This window comes from Azoarcus sp. DD4 (assembly GCF_006496635.1).
Taxonomy (GTDB): domain Bacteria; phylum Pseudomonadota; class Gammaproteobacteria; order Burkholderiales; family Rhodocyclaceae; genus Azoarcus.
The window spans coordinates 4,624,022-4,641,306 of the sequence record NZ_CP022958.1 but is presented as its reverse complement, the minus strand read 5'-3'; the positions used below and the strand labels follow the sequence as shown (position 1 = coordinate 4,641,306).

At 69.7% G+C, this 17,285-nt stretch carries 16 protein-coding genes and 2 riboswitches; of the genes, 1 reads left to right on the top strand and 15 read right to left on the bottom strand.

What is annotated here, in order from left to right; translation table 11 throughout:
* Positions 1 to 139: 139 nt before the first annotated feature.
* The 4 genes from CJ010_RS21500 to CJ010_RS21485 form a co-directional block, all read right to left on the bottom strand.
* Positions 140 to 1,294, bottom strand: a complete 1,155-nt coding sequence (locus CJ010_RS21500) for a ribonucleotide-diphosphate reductase subunit beta (RefSeq protein ID WP_141019942.1) — start codon at positions 1,292 to 1,294, stop codon at positions 140 to 142.
* A complete protein-coding gene (locus CJ010_RS21495) occupies positions 1,294 to 4,146 on the bottom strand; it encodes a ribonucleoside-diphosphate reductase subunit alpha (RefSeq protein ID WP_141019941.1) in 2,853 nt (950 codons plus the stop codon). Before CJ010_RS21495 ends, CJ010_RS21500 begins: the two co-directional genes overlap by 1 nt.
* 160 nt (positions 4,147 to 4,306) lie before the next feature.
* Positions 4,307 to 4,509, bottom strand: a riboswitch (cobalamin riboswitch).
* A 100-nt stretch (positions 4,510 to 4,609) separates the two neighbouring features.
* A complete protein-coding gene (locus CJ010_RS21490; protein WP_141019940.1) occupies positions 4,610 to 5,545 on the bottom strand; it encodes an MBL fold metallo-hydrolase in 936 nt (311 codons plus the stop codon).
* Between the two features lie 95 nt (positions 5,546 to 5,640).
* The gene (locus CJ010_RS21485; protein WP_240794435.1) at positions 5,641 to 7,116 is read right to left on the bottom strand and encodes a PLP-dependent aminotransferase family protein; all 1,476 of its coding nucleotides are present in this window, start codon (positions 7,114 to 7,116) and stop codon (positions 5,641 to 5,643) included.
* Positions 7,117 to 7,309: 193 nt separating this feature from the next.
* Here CJ010_RS21485 and CJ010_RS21480 point away from each other — a divergent pair, with 193 nt between their 5' ends.
* A complete protein-coding gene (locus CJ010_RS21480; RefSeq protein WP_141019939.1) occupies positions 7,310 to 7,783 on the top strand; it encodes a hypothetical protein in 474 nt (157 codons plus the stop codon).
* Between the two features lie 6 nt (positions 7,784 to 7,789).
* Here CJ010_RS21480 and CJ010_RS21475 read toward each other — a convergent pair whose 3' ends face one another.
* The 11 genes from CJ010_RS21475 to CJ010_RS21430 form a co-directional block, all read right to left on the bottom strand.
* Positions 7,790 to 8,173 (bottom strand): ferredoxin, encoded by a 384-nt coding sequence (locus tag CJ010_RS21475; protein ID WP_141019938.1) that lies wholly within the window; start codon positions 8,171 to 8,173, stop codon positions 7,790 to 7,792.
* A complete protein-coding gene (gene cobJ / locus CJ010_RS21470; protein WP_141019937.1) occupies positions 8,170 to 9,138 on the bottom strand; it encodes a precorrin-3B C(17)-methyltransferase in 969 nt (322 codons plus the stop codon). Before cobJ ends, CJ010_RS21475 begins: the two co-directional genes overlap by 4 nt.
* Positions 9,135 to 9,536: a cobalamin biosynthesis protein gene (locus CJ010_RS25220; RefSeq protein ID WP_168224996.1), complete on the bottom strand. Its 402-nt coding sequence runs from the start codon at positions 9,534 to 9,536 to the stop codon at positions 9,135 to 9,137. Before CJ010_RS25220 ends, cobJ begins: the two co-directional genes overlap by 4 nt.
* A gap of 8 nt (positions 9,537 to 9,544) precedes the next feature.
* A complete protein-coding gene (locus CJ010_RS21465) occupies positions 9,545 to 10,330 on the bottom strand; it encodes a cobalamin biosynthesis central domain-containing protein (RefSeq protein WP_168224995.1) in 786 nt (261 codons plus the stop codon).
* Between the two features lie 122 nt (positions 10,331 to 10,452).
* Positions 10,453 to 11,268: a precorrin-2 C(20)-methyltransferase gene (gene cobI, locus CJ010_RS21460; protein WP_141019936.1), complete on the bottom strand. Its 816-nt coding sequence runs from the start codon at positions 11,266 to 11,268 to the stop codon at positions 10,453 to 10,455.
* Positions 11,261 to 12,568 carry a precorrin-6y C5,15-methyltransferase (decarboxylating) subunit CbiE gene (cbiE, locus tag CJ010_RS21455; RefSeq protein ID WP_141019935.1) on the bottom strand — a complete coding sequence of 436 codons (1,308 nt, stop codon included), beginning with the start codon at positions 12,566 to 12,568 and terminating at the stop codon, positions 11,261 to 11,263. Before cbiE ends, cobI begins: the two co-directional genes overlap by 8 nt.
* Positions 12,558 to 13,754, bottom strand: a complete 1,197-nt coding sequence (locus CJ010_RS21450; RefSeq protein WP_141019934.1) for a cobalt-precorrin-5B (C(1))-methyltransferase — start codon at positions 13,752 to 13,754, stop codon at positions 12,558 to 12,560. Before CJ010_RS21450 ends, cbiE begins: the two co-directional genes overlap by 11 nt.
* Positions 13,755 to 13,758: 4 nt before the next feature.
* Positions 13,759 to 14,436, bottom strand: coding sequence for a precorrin-8X methylmutase (locus tag CJ010_RS21445; RefSeq protein WP_141019933.1), 678 nt, complete (start codon positions 14,434 to 14,436; stop codon positions 13,759 to 13,761).
* Between the two features lie 3 nt (positions 14,437 to 14,439).
* Positions 14,440 to 15,378 (bottom strand): sirohydrochlorin chelatase, encoded by a 939-nt coding sequence (locus CJ010_RS21440; protein ID WP_141019932.1) that lies wholly within the window; start codon positions 15,376 to 15,378, stop codon positions 14,440 to 14,442.
* The gene (gene cobM / locus CJ010_RS21435; protein ID WP_205754836.1) at positions 15,375 to 16,190 is read right to left on the bottom strand and encodes a precorrin-4 C(11)-methyltransferase; all 816 of its coding nucleotides are present in this window, start codon (positions 16,188 to 16,190) and stop codon (positions 15,375 to 15,377) included. Before cobM ends, CJ010_RS21440 begins: the two co-directional genes overlap by 4 nt.
* Before the next feature lie 5 nt (positions 16,191 to 16,195).
* A complete protein-coding gene (locus CJ010_RS21430) occupies positions 16,196 to 16,822 on the bottom strand; it encodes an energy-coupling factor ABC transporter permease (RefSeq protein ID WP_141019931.1) in 627 nt (208 codons plus the stop codon).
* A gap of 197 nt (positions 16,823 to 17,019) precedes the next feature.
* A riboswitch (cobalamin riboswitch) is annotated at positions 17,020 to 17,239 on the bottom strand.
* Positions 17,240 to 17,285 lie beyond the last annotated feature (46 nt).

Below are 17,285 nucleotides of genomic sequence, written 5' to 3'. Positions count from 1 at the left end.
CTGGAGGACGGAGTTGCCGGTGACCTTGGGCACACTGGGGAGTGTATTCTGGAGAATTGTCGGCAGACATGGTGGTTGAAGGGGGCCCTGCCGCCTTGGGAACGTCCGCCATCCGACAGTCAAGCGGCCGCCCTTCACCTCAATCCCAGCTCAATGCCCCGCCCGTCTGATACTCCGTCACCCGCGTCTCGAAGAAATTCTTCTCCTTGCGCATGTTGGCCTGCTCGTCCAGCCAGGGCAGCACGTTTTCCGCGCCCGGATACGGTTCCGCCAGCCCCAGTTGCCGTGCCCGCCGGTTGGCGATGAAGCGGAACTGGGCCATGTGCTGGCTGGCGGAGTAGCCGAGGATGGGTTCGCGCAGCAGGTAGCCGGCGTAGGCGGCCTCGGCGCTTTCGGCCTCTTCCCACAGCCGCCCGATGGCTTGCGGGCCCAGCTCCAGTTCTTCCTCGGCGATCAGGGTGCGCACCACGCGGATGCCGAAGGCGCAGTGCAGCACTTCGTCGCGCATGATGTATTGCAGTTGCTCGGCGGTGCCCTTCATCAGGCCGCGGCGTTGCAGCGCGAAGATGGGGGTGAAGCCGTTGTAGAACCAGCAGCCTTCGAAGATGCCGGCGAAGAAGAGGTAGGAGAGGGCGAATTCGTGCAGGTTGTCGCGGTCGGTGAGGTCGAAGTCCGACCGCATCACCCGTTCCAGCCGGCTGTTGGCGAGCGCGATCTTGCCGTGGATCTCGGGGACGACGCGGTAGCGGTTGTAGATCTCCTGCTGATCGAGGCCGATGGTCTCGATGCAGTGCTGGTAGGTCCAGGTATGCAGCGCTTCTTCATACACTTGGCGGGCCTGGTAGATCTGCAGTTCGGGCGCGGTCATCTTCTCCATCACCGCCAGGCCGATGTTGCGCATGGCGAGGATGTCGGAGGTGGTGAGGTAGGACAGCACGTTCTCGAACACGTGGCGCTCGGCCGGGGTGAGCTTGTGGTGATAGTCGTGCACGTCCTGGGCCATGGAGATTTCCAGCGGCGTCCAGTGGTTGCGGTTGGCGTTGAGGAAGAATTCCCACGCCCAGGGGTATTTGAACGGGGCGAGTTGGTTGATGTCACCCTGGCCGTTGACCACGCGCTTGTCGGCGGCGCGCACCGGGGCGAGCGCGCCCGGCCGCGCGCCGGGGGCGATGAGGGCTGGGTTGCGGGCGGCGTCGGCGTCCAGGCCGGGACGGCCGCCGGCAAAGGCGGGCGCGGGCTGCGGGGTGGCGCGGGGCGCAGGGCTGTCCCAGTCGTTGAAGTTGAAGGCGCTCATTATTGGCAGGCCTCGCAGTCGGGATCGAGGATGGAGCAGGCCTTGGGGGCGATGCTGCCGTAGGTGGCGGGAGAGGCGGCGCCGCTGGCCTTGCCCGGCTGGGCGCTTTCGCTGCTGCTGCCGGCACCGGTCTTTTCCATCGCGGTGGCGCCTAGGGTGCGCAGGTAGTAGGTGGTCTTGAGGCCGCGCAGCCAGGCCAGGCGGTAGAGTTCGTCCAGCTTCTTGCCGGAGGCGCCGGCGACGTAGAGGTTGAGCGACTGGGCCTGGTCTATCCACTTCTGGCGGCGCGAGGCGGCTTCGATCAGCCAGCTGGGTTCGATTTCGAAGGCGGTGGCGTAGCGGGCCTTGATGTCGGCCGGGATGCGGTCGATGGGGCCGAGCGAGCCGTCGAAGTACTTGAGGTCGCCGACCATCACCTCGTCCCACAGGCCCAGGGTCTTGAGGTCGCGCACCAGGTGGGCGTTGACCACGGTGAATTCGCCGGAGAGGTTGGATTTCACATAGAGGTTCTGGTAGTCCGGCTCGATCGAGGCGGACACGCCGACGATGTTGGAGATGGTGGCGGTGGGGGCGATGGCGACGCAGTTGGAGTTGCGCATGCCGTACCGGCCGATGCGGGCGCGCAGGGCCTCCCAGTCCAGCGTCGCGGAGCGGTCGACTTCGACCAGCGAGCCGCCGCCCTCGCTCAGGCGGCCGCGGCCGTCGGCCAGCAGCTTGAGGCTGTCGAGCGGCAGGATGCCCTGATCCCACAGGCTGCCCTTGAAGGACGAATAGCGGCCGCGCTCTTCGGCCAGCTCGGTGGAGGCCCAGTAGGCGTGGTAGCACACCGCTTCCATCGAACGGTCGGCGAACTCCACCGCGGCATCCGACGCATAGGCCAGGCCCATCACATGCAGCGAGTCGGAGAAGCCCATGATGCCCAGCCCCACCGGACGATGGCGGACGTTGGCGGCGCGCGCCTTGGGCGTGGCGTAGTAGTTGATGTCGATGACGTTGTCGAGCATGCGCATGGCGGTGCGCACGGTGCGGCGCAGCTTGTCGGCGTCCAGGCGCCAACTGCCGTCGGCGTCGCGCAGCAGATGGGCAGGGAGGTTCACCGAACCGAGATTGCACACCGCGGTTTCGTCTTCCGAGGTGTTCAGCGTAATTTCGGTGCACAGGTTGGAGCTATGCACCACGCCCATGTGCTGCTGCGGCGAGCGCAGGTTGCAGGCGTCCTTGAAGGTGATCCAGGGGTGGCCGGTTTCGAACAGCATGGTCAGCATCTTGCGCCACAGCTGCACCGCCGGAATGCGCTTGAAGAGCTTGATCTCGCCGCGGCTGGCCTTGTCCTCGTAGGCGGCATAGGCGGCTTCGAAGTCCTGACCGTAGCGCTCGTGCAGGTCGGGTACGTCCACCGGCGAGAACAGCGTCCACTCGGCGTTCTCCATGACCCGCTTCATGAACAGGTCGGGAATCCAGTTGGCGGTGTTCATGTCGTGGGTGCGGCGGCGCTCGTCGCCGGTGTTCTTGCGCAGTTCGAGGAATTCCTCGATGTCCAGGTGCCAGCTCTCCAGGTAGGCGCAGACCGCGCCCTTGCGCTTGCCGCCCTGGTTCACCGCCACCGCGGTGTCGTTCACCACCTTGAGGAAGGGGATCACGCCCTGGCTCTTGCCGTTGGTGCCGCGGATCAGGCTGCCGAGCGCGCGCACCGGGGTCCAGTCGTTGCCCAGGCCGCCGGCGAATTTCTGCAGCAGGGCGTTTTCCTTGATGGACTGGTAGATGCCTTCGAGGTCGTCGGCGACCGTGGTGAGGTAGCAGGACGACAGCTGCGAGTGCCGGGTGCCGCTGTTGAACAGGGTCGGCGTGCTGCTCATGAAGTCGAAGGACGATAGCAGGTGGTAGAACTCGATGGCGCGCGCTTCGCGGTCAATCTCGTTGATCGCCAGGCCCATCGCCACGCGCATGAAGAAGGTCTGCGGCAGTTCGATGCGGACTTCGTCCACATGCAGGAAGTAGCGGTCGTAAAGGGTCTGCAGGCCGAGGTATTCGAACTGCTGGTCGCGCTCCGGCCGGAGTGCGGCGGCCAGCCGGGCGAGGTCGAACTCGGCCAGGCGCGGGTCGAGCAGGCCGGCCTGGATGCCGCGGCGGATGGCCTTGGGGAAGTAGTCGGCGTAGCCGAGCGCGGGGTCGGCCATCTCGGCCTGCGAGGTTTCGCGGCCCAGCACTTCCACCCGGATGGCGGCGAGCAGCAGGCGGGCGGCAACGTAGCCGTAGTCGGGTTCGCGCTCGATCAGCGTGCGCGCGGCCAGCACCAGCGACTGGCGCACCGCGGCGATGGGCACGCCGTCGTAGAGGTTGTGCATGGCGTGTTCCAGCACCGTCTCGGCGGACACATCGGCCAGCCCGGCGCAGGCTTCGCGGCACACCGCCTGCAGCGCGGCCACGTCGAGCGGACGGCGGCGGTCGCCGTCGATCACATGGATGGCGGTTTCAGCGGCGGCGTCGCCGGCATGCGCCGCCTTTTCCGCTGCGCGCTCGGCGGCGCGGCGTTCGCGGTAGAGCACGTAGGCGCGGGCGACGTCGTGTTCGCCGGAACGCATCAGCGCGAGTTCGACCTGGTCCTGGATGTCTTCGATGTGCAGCATGCCGCCGTCGGGCAGGCGGCGGGTGAGCGCCTGCACCACGGTGTCGGTGAGTTTGGCGACGAGGTCGCGGATGCGGGCGGAGGCAGCGCCCTGGCGGCCCTCCACCGCGAGGAAGGCCTTGGTCATCGCCACCGCGATCTTGCTCGGGTCGAAGCCGACCACCGCGCCGTTGCGGCGGATGGCCTGGAAGGCGGCTAGGGTGGGGTCGATGGGAAGTCGGTCCATGGGGTCTGTCCTCGGTCGTCGTTGCAAACGAAGCGGGGAAGACGCCGGAAAGGACGCGGGGCGGCCAGGCGAGGCCGGTGCCCGGACCCGCAGCAGGGATCGCCGAGTCGGCGACGGGAGCGGGGCCATGCCTTTCGTCGGAGACACCCCGCTCCAATCGGTAAAGGAAAAACGTCAGGGCAGGTCTCCTGGCTCGCGGTTCATCGCCTTGCGCCCGCCTTCCCGGAATCGTTCCAGTGGCATGCTTGGGCGCGAGACTCGTCGCTTACAGTTGCGGGGGCAGCCCCGGATTCCGCATCGCAGGATGCGTCACCGGATTCCCTTGCCCGGTGTTGCCGGGCAGCCGTGACGGGCCGAACCTTACGGGCTGGCGGTGTGGGTGTCAAGCCGGAAATTCGGTCATGGGTACGACATCTAGTTGATTTTGCCGGCAGCGTAACTAGATGTTGATGTCGGTGGGCCGTTACTTCAGGGACCCTTTCTCCATCTGCAGGAACACGTTATAGGCGTTGGCGCGGTTGGCTTCGCGGAAGGCGGGCAGGGCTTCCCAGCGCCGCCAGTCGGTTTCCGCATAGGCCTCGTCGAAGGATTTCAGCTCGCTCACCGCGCGGCCCATGGTGTCGCGCAGATAGCGCAGGTAGTCGCGCGTCAGCACCAGGTCGGCCTGCGGGTCGGTCGAGGCCGGGCCATGGCCGGGGACGACGACCTTCGCCCGGGCTTCGATCAGCCGCTCCAGCGCCTGCAGCCAGTGCGCGGTGTCGGCGTCGCCGACGAAGGGCACGCGGCCACGGAACAGCATGTCGCCAGCGAAGATCACCTTGTCCTCCACCACCTCCATGCTGAGGTCGTCGGGCGCGTGCGAGGGGCCGAGGTGGCGCAGCCGGATGGTGAGGCCGCCGTAGCGGAAGTCGGTGTCGCCTTCCAGCCAGAGGTCGGCCGGCATCAGCCGGGTGTTGGCGTCGACGAAGGGGAAGAGGTCGGCGCGGCGCTGGGCGAGGCGGGCCTGGGCCGCGTCCGAGGTGAGTGCGTCGCGGCCGGCCCGGTGTGCCCAGACCTCGGCGCCGATCGCCTTGAAGGCCTGCAGGCCGTAGTAGTGGTCGGCGTGGTAGTGGCTGACGATGACGCGGCGGATGGGGCGGTCGGTGAGCTTGCGGATCTCGGCGATCAGCTGTTCGCCCAGTGCCGGTGTGCCGAGCGCGTCGAACACGATCACGCCGTCGGCGGTGACGACGAAGCCGGCGTTGGACATGAAACCCTCGTTGGCCGAGGAGGCCATGCCGGCGGCGCCCATCACGTACCAGCTGTGCGGACCGAGCTGCTGCGGTTTCATGTCGGCGGCGCGCGCCGGGGCACACATCAGGCAGGCCAGGCCGATCAGCAGCGTCAGGAGCGGTTTCATGATGGGTCTCGCGTATTGGTATATGGCAATACGCTAAATCACGGGACCCCGGGTGTCGATCTGCGGCGCAGCATGCGGACGCGCTTCAGGGCGCTTCAGGGCGCTTCGGCGAGCAAGGCGCTGGCGATGCCGCCCAGCCGGCGCAGTGCGGCGTCCAGCTCCGGGGTATAGGGCTGACCGCAACCCAGGCGGATGAAGTGGTCGAAGCGCCCCGAGTTGGAGAACATCGCTCCCGGTGCGATGCGGATGCCGGCAGTCAGCGCTGCGTCGAACAGCCGCCGCGACGACAGCTGACCCGGCAGCTCTATCCATAGCATGACGCCGCCGTCGGGCAGGCTGAGCCGGGTGCCGGCCGGAAAGCTGGCGGCGATGGTGTCGGCCATGCGTTCGCGCTGCTCGCTCAGGTGTTCGCGCAGGCGCTGCAGGTGGCGGTCGTAGGCGCTGGTGGCCATGAACTCGGCGGCGGCGAGCTGCGACCATTCCTCGTTGTGGCGGCTCTGCGCGAACTTCAGCATCGCCACCCGCGCCTGCCAGCGCCCGGCCGCCATCCAGCCCAGCCGCATGCCGGGCGCCAGCGTCTTGTTGAGCGAGGCGCAGTGGATCACGCCGCCGCTGCGGTCCCAGGCCTTGAGCGCCTTGGGCGGGGTGGCGCGGCTGTGCATGTCGCGGTAGGGGTCGTCCTCGATCAGCGCGATGTCGTGCTGCTCGCACAAGGCCACCAGCACCGCCTTGCGGCTGTCCGGCATGATGGCGCCGAGCGGGTTCTGCAGGTTGGGCACCACCACCACCGCCTTGATCCCGCCGTAGCTGCGCAGCGCCAGTTCCAGCGCTTCCACCGAGATGCCGCTGCTCGGGCTGGTGGGGATTTCCAGCGCGCGCATGCCCAGGCTTTCCAGCACCTGCAGCAGGCCGAAGAAGGTGGGCGACTCCACTGCCACCGTGTCGCCGGGCTGGGCGACCGCGCGCAGCGCCAGATTCACCGCCTCGATCCCGCCGTGGGTGACGATGAGCTCGTCCGCGGTGACGCGGATGCCGGCATCGAGCGCGCGCCGCGCCAGCACCGCGCGGAAGTCGGGATTGCCGTTGGGCGAGCCGGGCGTGGTGAGCAGCTCCGGCTGGTGCCGCAGCGCGCGCAGCGCAGCATTCTTGAGCGCCTCGGTGGGGTAGAGCGCCGGGGTGGCGCTGGCACCGCCGAGATTGAGCGCATCCGGGTAGCGCAGACCCTGCGCGACGATGGCCGACACCGTGGCGTGGATGCCGACGAAGGCGGCCGGATCGGGCGTGCCCGCCGCGTCCGGCTCGGCCGCCGGCAGCACCGTGCGCAGCTTGCGCCGCACGAAATATCCGGAGCGCGGCCGCGCTTCCAGCCAGCCGCCGTCTTCCAGGTGGCGGCACAGCTGCAGCGCGGTCGACAGGCTTACCGCGTGGCGCTGCATCAGCGCCCGCACCGACGGCATGCGGTCGCCGGGGCGCAGCGTGCCATTCTCGATCGCGGCGCGATAGCCGGCCGCCAGCTGGCGGTAGAGTGGCTGGGTGGCTGCGGGCGGCGCGAGCGGGGTCGACAGGTCCATGGGCACGATGATGGCGCCGCCGGGCGCGCGGCGACAGATACAGAGTGGGGCGAAACGGGCCGCAACAGCGCGGGCGATTCCGCGTCTGTTGCGCTTCACATTGTAGTGGGCTGTGCCTGTTGCGCCCGGCGGGCGAACCCTAGTCTGGCGGCACGTCGATCACACCGGGCCGTCGCCCGGACAGGAGCCCACCATGTCTGCAAGCGAACGCCGTTTCGTCCGTAGTTCCACCGCCGCTTCGGCCACCCTTGTGGTCGATGTGACGCGCGCGGTCGCGACCGAGTTCGAGTGCCCCGCCGGCGCCCGCATCGTCGCGCTTGGCGGCGGGCTGGTGCTGGCCTATCGGGATGCGGACGGCAGCTTGCCGCTGCGCCGGGTGGCCCTCGCCGAAGGCGACAGCCATGTGCTGGCGGCTGCGGCTAGCGTCGCGCTGCAGGCGATGGGCGAGGCGGGGCAAGGTCTGGTCGTAGCGCCGCGCTCGTGGTGGGTGCGGCTAGGCGACTGGCTGATGGGTGTGCCGGCGGACGTGGCGGGCGGCGGGCGCTACGGGCTGGAGATGGTGGGCGCATCCGGTGCCGCGGAACCCGCCGGCGCCGCCTATTTGCTGAGTCGCCGCGCGGACGCGCGCTACGCGCAGCCGCGGGCGGGCGTTCGGCGGGCGGCTTGAGCGCGCTCAGCTGCCGCTGTCTTCCAGCCCCGGCCCTCGATGAAACACCAGCTCCTCCAACACCTCGCCGCCCACCAGATGGTGATCCACGATGCGCTGCATGTTCTCCGGGGTGACGTTGTAGTACCACACGCCATCCGGCTGCACGCACAGGATGGGCCCGCCCTTGCAGGCGGCGAAGCAGGATACCCGGGTCCGCTTCACGCGCAGCTCGCCTTGGTCCAGCCCGGCAGCCTTGAAGGTGGCGCCGAGGCTGTCGAACAGCGCCTGTGCCTCGCCGTCGGCGCTGCAGCGCGGGCCGGTGCACACCAGCAGGTGGCGGCGGTAGTGGCCGAGTTTGGGCTTCTCGACGGCAGCGACCGTTGCCGGGTCGATGGGGGGCGTGCTCATGCGGCGGATTCCTCTATGGTGTCGGCGGCCTCGGCGTCGGGTGCCTCGGCCAGCGCGGCGATAATGTAATCCAGCGGCAGGCGGTAGCGCTCGGCGAGCTGCGCCGGGGTTTCGCCGCTGGCGCGGATGGTTTCCAGCCAGCCATTGAGGCCGGTGGAGAGCGAACGTCCGGCCTGTTCGCCGCTGCGCGCGGCGCCGTCGCCGGCGACGTCGTACTTGTTGGCGTAGCCGCGCGGCGTGACCATCAGGCCGTCGCGCACGAAGGTGCTGCTGTTGCCGATCAGCACCGTGGTGAGCATGCCGATGTCGCATTCGGTCATCGTCGCCAGGGTGGTGAATTCTATGCGCTGCTTGGGCCGGTAGGCCGACTTGACGATGGCGACCGGCGTGTCCGGGTTGCGATGGCGCAGGAAGAGGCGCTGCGCCTCGACGATCTGGCGGGTGCGGCGGCCGCTCTTGGGGTTGTAGAGCGCGGTGACGAAGTCCGACGCCGCGGCGGCGTCGAGCCGGCGGGCGATCACTGGCCAGGGGGTCAGCAGGTCCGACAGCGAGATCGCGCAGAAATCGTGGGTGAGCGGCGCGCCGACCAGGGCGGCGCAGGTGTTGAGCGCCGAGGCGCCGGGGACGATCTCGACCTCGATCTCCGAATCCGGTGTCCACCCGGCTTGGAACAGCACCTCGAAGGTCGGCCCGGCCATGCCGTACACCCCGGCGTCGCCGGACGATACCAGCGCCACCTTCCTGCCCTGGCGGGCGCGGTCCAGCGCCTCGATGGCGCGGTCGAGTTCCTCGGTCATCGACTTCTTGATGACCTCCTTGCCTTCCAGCAGGTCGGCTACCAGGCGGATGTAGGTGACGTAGCCGATCACCGTGTCGGCTTCGGCGATGGCGGCGCGGGCGCGCGCGGTGAGGTGGTCGTGGCTGCCGGGGCCGAGGCCCACCAGCATGATCTTGCCCTTGTTCATTGCGGGATCCTCGCGAGGGAAATGGTGGCGTTCTTGCCGTCGGCGCCGCGCAGCTTGTGCTTTTCGACGACGAGGGCGGCGGGATTCGAAGCCTGGCCGGCGGCGAGCAGGGCGGCGGCTTCCGACACCGATGGGGTGCCGGTGTACTTGCGCACCGTCTCCGACGGGTTGGGCACCGCGACCCGCGCCAGTTCGGCCGCCGGGTAGAAATGGATGGACCAGCCGTGGCGGCGCGCGAGTTCGGCGAAGCCGGCTTCATCGGCCTTGAGCTCTATGCTCGCTACCGCGGCGATGTCGGCGACGCTGGCGCCGATCTGCGCCAGCGCTTCGTCCAGCGCCTGCTGCACGGTGGCGGTCGGCGTGCCGCGGTCGCAGCCGAGGCCGAGGGCGAGCTTCATCGCCTTGCTCACTGCGCGGCGGAGGGGGGCTGGGGCGGCCGGTAGATCACCGTCTTGCCGGCAAGCTGCGGTGCCAGCGCCGCCGGCAGCGGGCGGTGGCTGACCCACAGCACCGCGCCCCAGGCGGCGGGGTCGATGTCCTCGATGCGCCCGATCTCCAGCCGGATGTTGGCCGGCAGCGGGCCGCTGCGGCCGTTGGCGTGGCGCGGCCACCAGTCGCGGTTGCCGGCTTCCTGCACCAGCGCTACCGGCTCGTCGTTCACCACCGCGGCGCTGGCGCGCACGATCTCGTCGTGTGTCGCTTCGAAGGTCCAGCCGAGTTCGCGGCCGAGCAGATCCACCGCCAGGGTTTCGCGCGCGTCCGACGCGGTGGTCAGCACCGGCTGCGCACCCAGGGTTTCGGCGAGCACGCCGGCCAGCGCATTGGCGCCGCCGAGGTGGCCGGACAGCACTGGGATGGCATAGCGCGCCGCTTCGTCCAGCACCACCACGCCGGGGTCGGCGTCCTTGTTCTTGAGGTGCGGCGCGATCAACCGCACCACCGCGCCGAGCGAGACGATGGCGACGATGCCGTCGAAGGCGGCGAACAGCGCTGGAATCTGGTCGCCGGTCTTGCCGGCGTAGCAGGCGGCGGCGCCTGGGGCAGCTGCAGCGGCTTCGGCGCGGAACTTGTCGGGCGCGAACAGGGTGGCACCGGGCAGCGCGGCGACCACCTTGCCGGCCAGCGCGATGCCGTGGCGGGTGATGGAAACCACCGCGATGCGGTCGTTGGGGAAGGGCAGGTGTTGGGGCATGGTTTTCCTTGTTGTCCTTGTTTCAGGGCGTGGTCGCTAAGCAGCCATGGCGAGGGGGCATGCGTTGTTTTGCTCCCTCACCCCCTTGAAGGGGGAGGAACCGGGGACGTCGCCCCCGTCAATCAGCCGGGCTCCTCCTCTGCAACCACAACCGTCGGCTTCTTCCGGCACCCCCGCTGCAACGCCCCACGCATACGCCCCGGATTGCGCACCAGCAGCAGCGACAGGTAATTCACCTTCTCGCCGCGCAGGCTGGCGACGTCGTGCACCACCCGCTCCAGCGGCGAGCCGACCTTCTCGACGAAGCAGGCGTCAGAAAGCAGGCCGCGCGCGGCGAGCAGGTCGATCAGCTCGTCGAGCAGCGGCTTCACCTTGAGCAGGATCAGGGTGTCGAACTCGTCGAGCAGACGGGCGATGACGTCGATGCCGTAGGCGGCGGGGATCACCGCGAAGGTGTCGTCCTCTTCGGCGAGGGGGCGCTGCACCCGGGCCGCGGCGGCGGCGAAGGAGCTGATGCCGGGGATGGTGTCCACTTCCACCGCCGGCGCCAGCTCGCGCACGGTGCGGGCGAGGTGGCCGAAGGTGGAAAAGGTGGAGGCGTCGCCCTCCACCAGGAAGGTCAGGTCGCGGCCTTCGGCCAGCAGCGCCACCGTACGGGCTGCGGCGCGCGCCCAGGCGCGGGCGAGCGCGAGCGGATCGCGCGTCATCGGAAACACCAGCGCTTCGGCGTCGTCCGGCAGCGCGAGGCCGCCGCGGCGCACGATGTCGAGCGCGTAGGAGCCGCTTTCCGCCTTCTTTACCGGATAGGCCCAGCGCGCGCCCGACTGCAGCGCCGCCCAGCCGCGGCGGGTGATGAGGTCCGGATCGCCGGGGCCGAGCGAGACGCCGATCAGGCGACCGTAGCGTGCGGCGGTGAACGGGAGCGTGGCGTCAGTCATCGGTGTCTGCTTCCGTTTGGGCGACGCTCTTGCGCGCGCAGACGATCCACACGGGGTTCTGCGCGGCGAGCCGGTGCATGTCGAGGATGGGCTGGCTGCGCGCGGCGGATAGCTGGGTGACGTCCCAAACTGCGCCGGCCACCGCCAGTACCGTGGTCGCGGTGGCGAGGTTTTCGAGGGTGACGAAGTTCATCACCAGCCGGCCGTCGGGGCGCAGCCGCTGGAGAGCGAGGAGGATGAGTTCAGCCAGCTCGCCGCCGGAGCCGCCGATGAAGACCGCGTCCGGGTCGGGCCAGGTATCCAGTGCGGCCGGGGCCTTGGCGTGCGCCAGGGTGTAGTTGTCCGCGCGCAGGCGGCGGGCGTTTTCGCGCGCGTTGGCGGCATCGGCCTCGTTCTTCTCGATCGCCCACACGTGGCCGTGGCGGGCGATGCGGCTGGCTTCCAGCCCGACCGAGCCGGAGCCGGCGCCGATGTCCCAGACGATGCTGTCGGCGGCGAGCCCGAGCTTGGCGAGCGACACCGCGCGCGCTTCCAGCTTGGTGATCAGGCCTTTCTCCGGCTGGCGCTGGACGTAGTCGCCGTCGTCGAAACCGAACAGCGCACGCCGTTCGGCCGGCGTGCGTTCAATGACGACGATGTTGGGGTCGGGGAAGCGCATCGCCGCCGCGTCCGCGAGCGGGAGATCGGCGAACACCGCCTCGTCGGCCAGGCACAGGCGGGCGGCGACCGAGATGCGCGTGTCCTCGCCGTAGCCGGCGGCGAGCAGCGCGCGGGCGATGCGGTCGGGGCTGTTGTCGGGGCCGGTGAAGGCGGCGACGCGGGGATGTTCCGCCACCGCGCGCACCAACTTGTAGAGGCCGTGGTCCGGCGTGGCACCGGCGGCCCACTCGCCGGCGTCGGCGCTGTGGCAGGAGGCAATCGCGATGTCCTGCCAGGGCTTTTTCAGCCGCGCGCAGGCCAGCTGAATGGTTGACGGCGCCGGATGCACCGCGACCTGCGCGGCGCCGAGCTTGCCGATCAGGAAGGCGGCGATGCCGTGGCAGAGCGGATCGCCGGTGGCCAGCACCGCGACGGCGAGGCCGTCCGCCTGGGCGTCGCGCACCCAGCTGGGCACCTTCGACAGCGCGCCGTCCATGTCGCGCAGCACGGTGGATTCGGGCAGGAAGGGCGCGACCAGCGCCAGCGTACGCGCGGCGCCGATCACCATGCCGCAGCCGGCGAGGCGTTGGCGGGCGGCGTCGGCGAGGCCGGCCCAGCCGTCGTCGAGGATGCCGATGATGTGGAGGGTTTCAGTCTGCATCGGGGTCTGTATCGGGGAGCGTGGCGTAGTCCATGCCGGCCGGTGCGTCGTCATGCACGGTGACGATGGGCTTGCCCTCGAAGTTGCAGGCCATCACCGACAGCGTGTGCCGGCCCGGGTAGCGCTGGCGCAGGCTGGCGATGGCACGCTTGGCCAGGGCCCGGTGGAAGGCGACCGCGAGCCCGAGTTCGTCGAGCTTTTCGGCGGCGAAGCGGGCGGTTTCGGCGGCGCGGATCTCTTCCACCAGCGGCGGCGGCGCGCCGATCTCGATCGCGGCGCCGGCGATCAGCTCGCGGTCCACCTCTTCGCGCCAGGCGTGGGTCACCGACAGGCCCTGGGCGATCTTGGTGAGCTTGCCGACCATGGCGCCGACGATGATGTGCCGCATGCGCTGCTTCAACGCGGTGGTGAAGGCGGCCTTGACGAAGTCGCCCATTTGCACGAAGCAGGCTTCGTCCAGCGCGGGGAATTCGCGCATCGCGCACTTCTCGGTGCGCCCGCCGGTGGTGAATACCACGCTGCTGTGGCCCTGGTTGGCGGCGACGTCGACGGCCTGAATGACGCTGGCGCGGAAGGCCGCGGTGGAGTAGGGCCGCACGATGCCGGTGGTGCCGAGGATGGAGATGCCGCCGAGGATGCCGAGGCGGGCGTTGAGCGTCTTCTTCGCCATCTCCTCGCCGCCCGGCACCGAGATCGTCACTTCCAGGCTGTCGCCGGCGGCGAGCAGCGGTTTGCCGGCGGCGGCGACGTTGGCGGCGATGTTGGTGCGCGGCACCGGATTGATCGCCGGGCCGCCGACCTCCAGCCCCAGCCCCGGTTTGGTGACCACGCCGACGCCCGGCCCGCCCTTGAGGATGACCTCGCCGCCGCCGCCGGGGATGCGGCGCACGTCGGCGGTGAGGTGGGCGCCGTGGGTGGCGTCGGGGTCGTCGCCGGCGTCCTTGATGCTGACCGCGTGGGCGCGGTCGCCGTCCACACAGCCGTCGGCGATGGCGAAGCGCACGATCCGGGTGTTGGGCAGCACGCACTCCACCGTGTCCGGCACCGCGCCGCGCACCAGGCCGAGCGTGGCCGCGGCGGCGGCGGCCGCGGAGTTGGCGCCGGTGGAAAAGCCGCTGCGGTTGCCGCGGTCGCGCTTGGGGTCGCCCTTGCGGATCTTCTCCGCGACGGCGTGGCCGGCGGTCATCGGCTCAGCACCCTTCGCGCTGGCGCGCCTCGGCCAGCCCCAGCAGGGCGTGGATCGCCGCGACCACCAGCGTCGAGCCGCCCTTGCGGCCGCGGATCACGATCCACGGCACGTCATCGAGCTCGGCCATCAGGTCCTTGGATTCCGCCGCCGAGACGAAGCCCACCGGCATGCCGACCACCAGCGCCGGGCGCGCGCCGTCCTCGCGGATCAGCCGTACCAGCTCGATCAGCGCCGTGGGGGCATTGCCGATGCCGACGAGGGCGCCGTCGATCAGGCCCTGGCGGTGCGCCTTGCGCATCGCCTGCACCGCGCGCGTGGTCTCTTCCGCCTTGGCCTGCTCGATGACGTCGGCGTCGGAGATGAACTGGTGGGTGCGCATGCCGAAATGCGCCAGGCGCGACGCCGACAGGCCGACGCAGATCATCTCGACATCGGCCACCACCCGCGAGCCGCCGCCGAGGATGGCGGCGAGCCCGGCCTCGACCGCCGCCGGGTGGAAGTCGGTGAGGCCGTTGAACTCGAAGTCGGCATTGGCGTGGATCATGCGGCGCACGATCGGCCACTGCGCCGCGCTGTAGGCGTGGGCGCCGACCTCGGCGTCGATGATGGCGAAGGAGTCGTGCTCGATGGCGCGGCCGGCGGCGGTGAGCTGTTCGGTGACTGTATTGGCGGTGCTCATGCTTCAGGCGTGGGCGTGATCGTGGTGGTGGTGGCCGTCGTGACCGTGGTCATGGTCGTGATGGCCCTGATGCGCATGGCCGTGATCGCCATGGTCGTCATGCACATGGGTGTGGCTGTGGTCGTGCAGGTGTTCGGCCTCGGCGGCGAGCCGGTACTTGCAGCCGTCGCACTCCAGCAGCGGGCCTTCGGCGCAGTCGATGCCGCCGACGCGGGCGTCGAGCAGGTCGAAGACGCCCTTGTCGAAGCCGAAATGGCTGCCGAGCGCGAAGGCGATCTGCGGGTACTGGCGCTGCAGGCGCTCGACCTGGGCCTGGATGCGCTCGATCAGCACGCCGGTGAAGAGATACACCGGCACGATGCAGATCTGCGCCATGCCCAGCTTCACCTGGCGCTGGACGACGGTTTCCAGCCGCGGCCAGGTGATGCTGGTGAAGGCGAGGTCGACCAGTTCGTGGTCGCCCTCTTCGAAGATCCAGCGCGCCATCTTGGCGAGTTCGCCGTTGGCGCCGGCGTCCGACGAACCGCGGCCGAGCAGGATCACGCCGGTGGTCTGCGGGTCGGGCATCGCCAGCGACTTCATCAGGCGCTCGAGCTGGCCCTGCAGCACCGCGAAGATCTCGCGGCCCATGCCGAGGTGGCGCACGCAGGAAAAACCCACGCCGGGGTGGCGGGCGCGGGCGCGCTCGATCGCGGCCGGCAGTTCCATCTTGACGTGGCCGGCGGCGTTGAGGATGAAGGGGATGGCGACCACCTTGCGGGCGGCACGCGCGGCGCGGTCCAGGCCTTCGTCGAGCAACACTTCGGCGTGCTCGATGAAGCAGACCTCGATGCGCCAGGCCGGGTGGCGTTCGCGCCACTGGGCGGCGAAGTGCAGGATCTCCTTGTTGCCTTCGCGGTTGCGCGAACCGTGGCCGATCAGCAGCAGGGTGGTGTCGTTCATTGCGGTGCCTCGCTGGCGGGGGCCGCGTCCGCGGGCGCGGCGGCGCGGCGGAAGCGGTGGGTGAAGGCGGGGTCGTAGAGCTTGGAGCGGGCGATCCCGGGCCAGTCGCGGGCGCCCAGCGCCGGGCTGGCGATGATCATGGCCTGGCTGGCGATCTTCTCCGCCTGGCAGCGTTTCTTGATGTCGGCGAGCGTGCCGCGCACCACCTTTTCCTCGCCCGGCCAGCTCGCCTTCTGCACCACCACGATGGGCGCGTCCTCGGGCCAGCCGGCGGCGCGCAGCGCGCGCTGGACTTCGTGCAACAGGGTGATCGACAGGAACAGGCAGAGCGTCGTGCGGTGGGCGGCGAGGGCTTCGAGGTCCTCGCCCGGCGGCATCGGCGTGCGGCCGGCGACGCGGGTGAGGATCACCGTCTGCGTCACTTCCGGCAGGGTCAGGGTTTCGCCGGCGGCGGCGGCCGAGGCCATCGCCGACGACACGCCCGGCACTACCTTCCAGGCAATGCCGGCGGCGTCGAGCGGGCGCGTCATCTCGACCAGCGCGCCGTACAGGCCGGGGTCGCCGGTCTGCAGGCGGACCACCGTCTGATGGCGGCCGGTGGCCTCGACCAGCCAGACCGTCATCTCTTCCAGCGTCATGTCCTTGGAATCGCGGATGGTGCAGCCGGGCGGCGCGTACTGCGTCGCCGCCTGGTCCACCAGCGAGCCGGCGAACAGGATGGCGCCGGCCTGTTCGAGCAGGCGGCGCCCCTTGACGGTGATCAGGTCGGGGTCGCCGGGCCCGGCGCCGACGAACCAGATGGTGCCGGGCATGGCGCTCAGGCGGTGCGCAGCGTGGTGCACAGGCGCAGCGCCGGGTGGGCGGCGTGCGGGCGCAGCAGGCCGACCAGCGCGATCGTCACCAGCGGTTCGAGCAGCACCACCGGCAGGTAGTGGGCGGCGAAGCCGGCCCATTCCGCGAACGGCGTGGCGGTTTCGCCGATGCTGAGCCAGAAGCCCACCATCAGCGCGACGCCGGCGTAGTAGATGGCGTCGAGCTGGAGGATGTTGCGCACATTCAGGCCGTCGAGGCGCTTGCCGACGGTGTGGTGCAGCACCAGCAGCGGGACCGCCAGCGACAGGGTGTTTACGCCGAGATTCACCAGGTCGGCCGGTTCGAACAGGATGCCTTGCACCAGCAGGCCGACGGCGAAGCCGACCACGGTGGGAACGAAGCCGAGGATGAGGTAGATCGGCATCGCGCCGATGAAGTGCAGCTCCGACGGCCCGGCGGGCAGGTGGAAGCTCTGCATGAAGAGCGAGAAGAACAGCGCCGCGAGCAGGCTGCGGACGACGAGTTGCGGCTGACGGACGAACTGCAGCGCGTGCGCGCCGACCAGGCCGACGGCGGCGACGTTGGCGACGGCGACCTTGGCGGCGGAAACCAGACCGGGTTCGATATGCATGATGACTCCCCTCGAGTGCCAGACAATGGCGTGAAGCGGAGCGTGCAGGCGCATGCGCGGAACATGGCTGTGCGGCCATGAAAAACGAATGCGGTCATGCAATACGGATTCGGCTGGGCGAGCGGCCGCGTGGTGCTGAAAGCGGAAAAGGACGGCTGCCGTTGAACCAGTCGGATCGAACCCTCACCCCGGGATTCACACCTCTCGTTCGATCGGGCCGGTCTTCTGGCTCGCCTTCTTCCTCGTCCGCCGGCCTTCCCGAGCGCAGGGCTCAGTGGCGTGTGGCGGAGTCGTCAGGCTTACAGCAGCGGGGGCTGCGCCGGACTGGTCGGAAGCTGAACTTCCGACGTCACCGGACTTCCCGTTTCACCCTGTCATGCGGTCGCATTCCAGGGCACCCGGATCGAATGCAGCGCGAGGATAGTCGACGCGCACGGCAGCGCGCAAGCTGTCGTTACGTCAA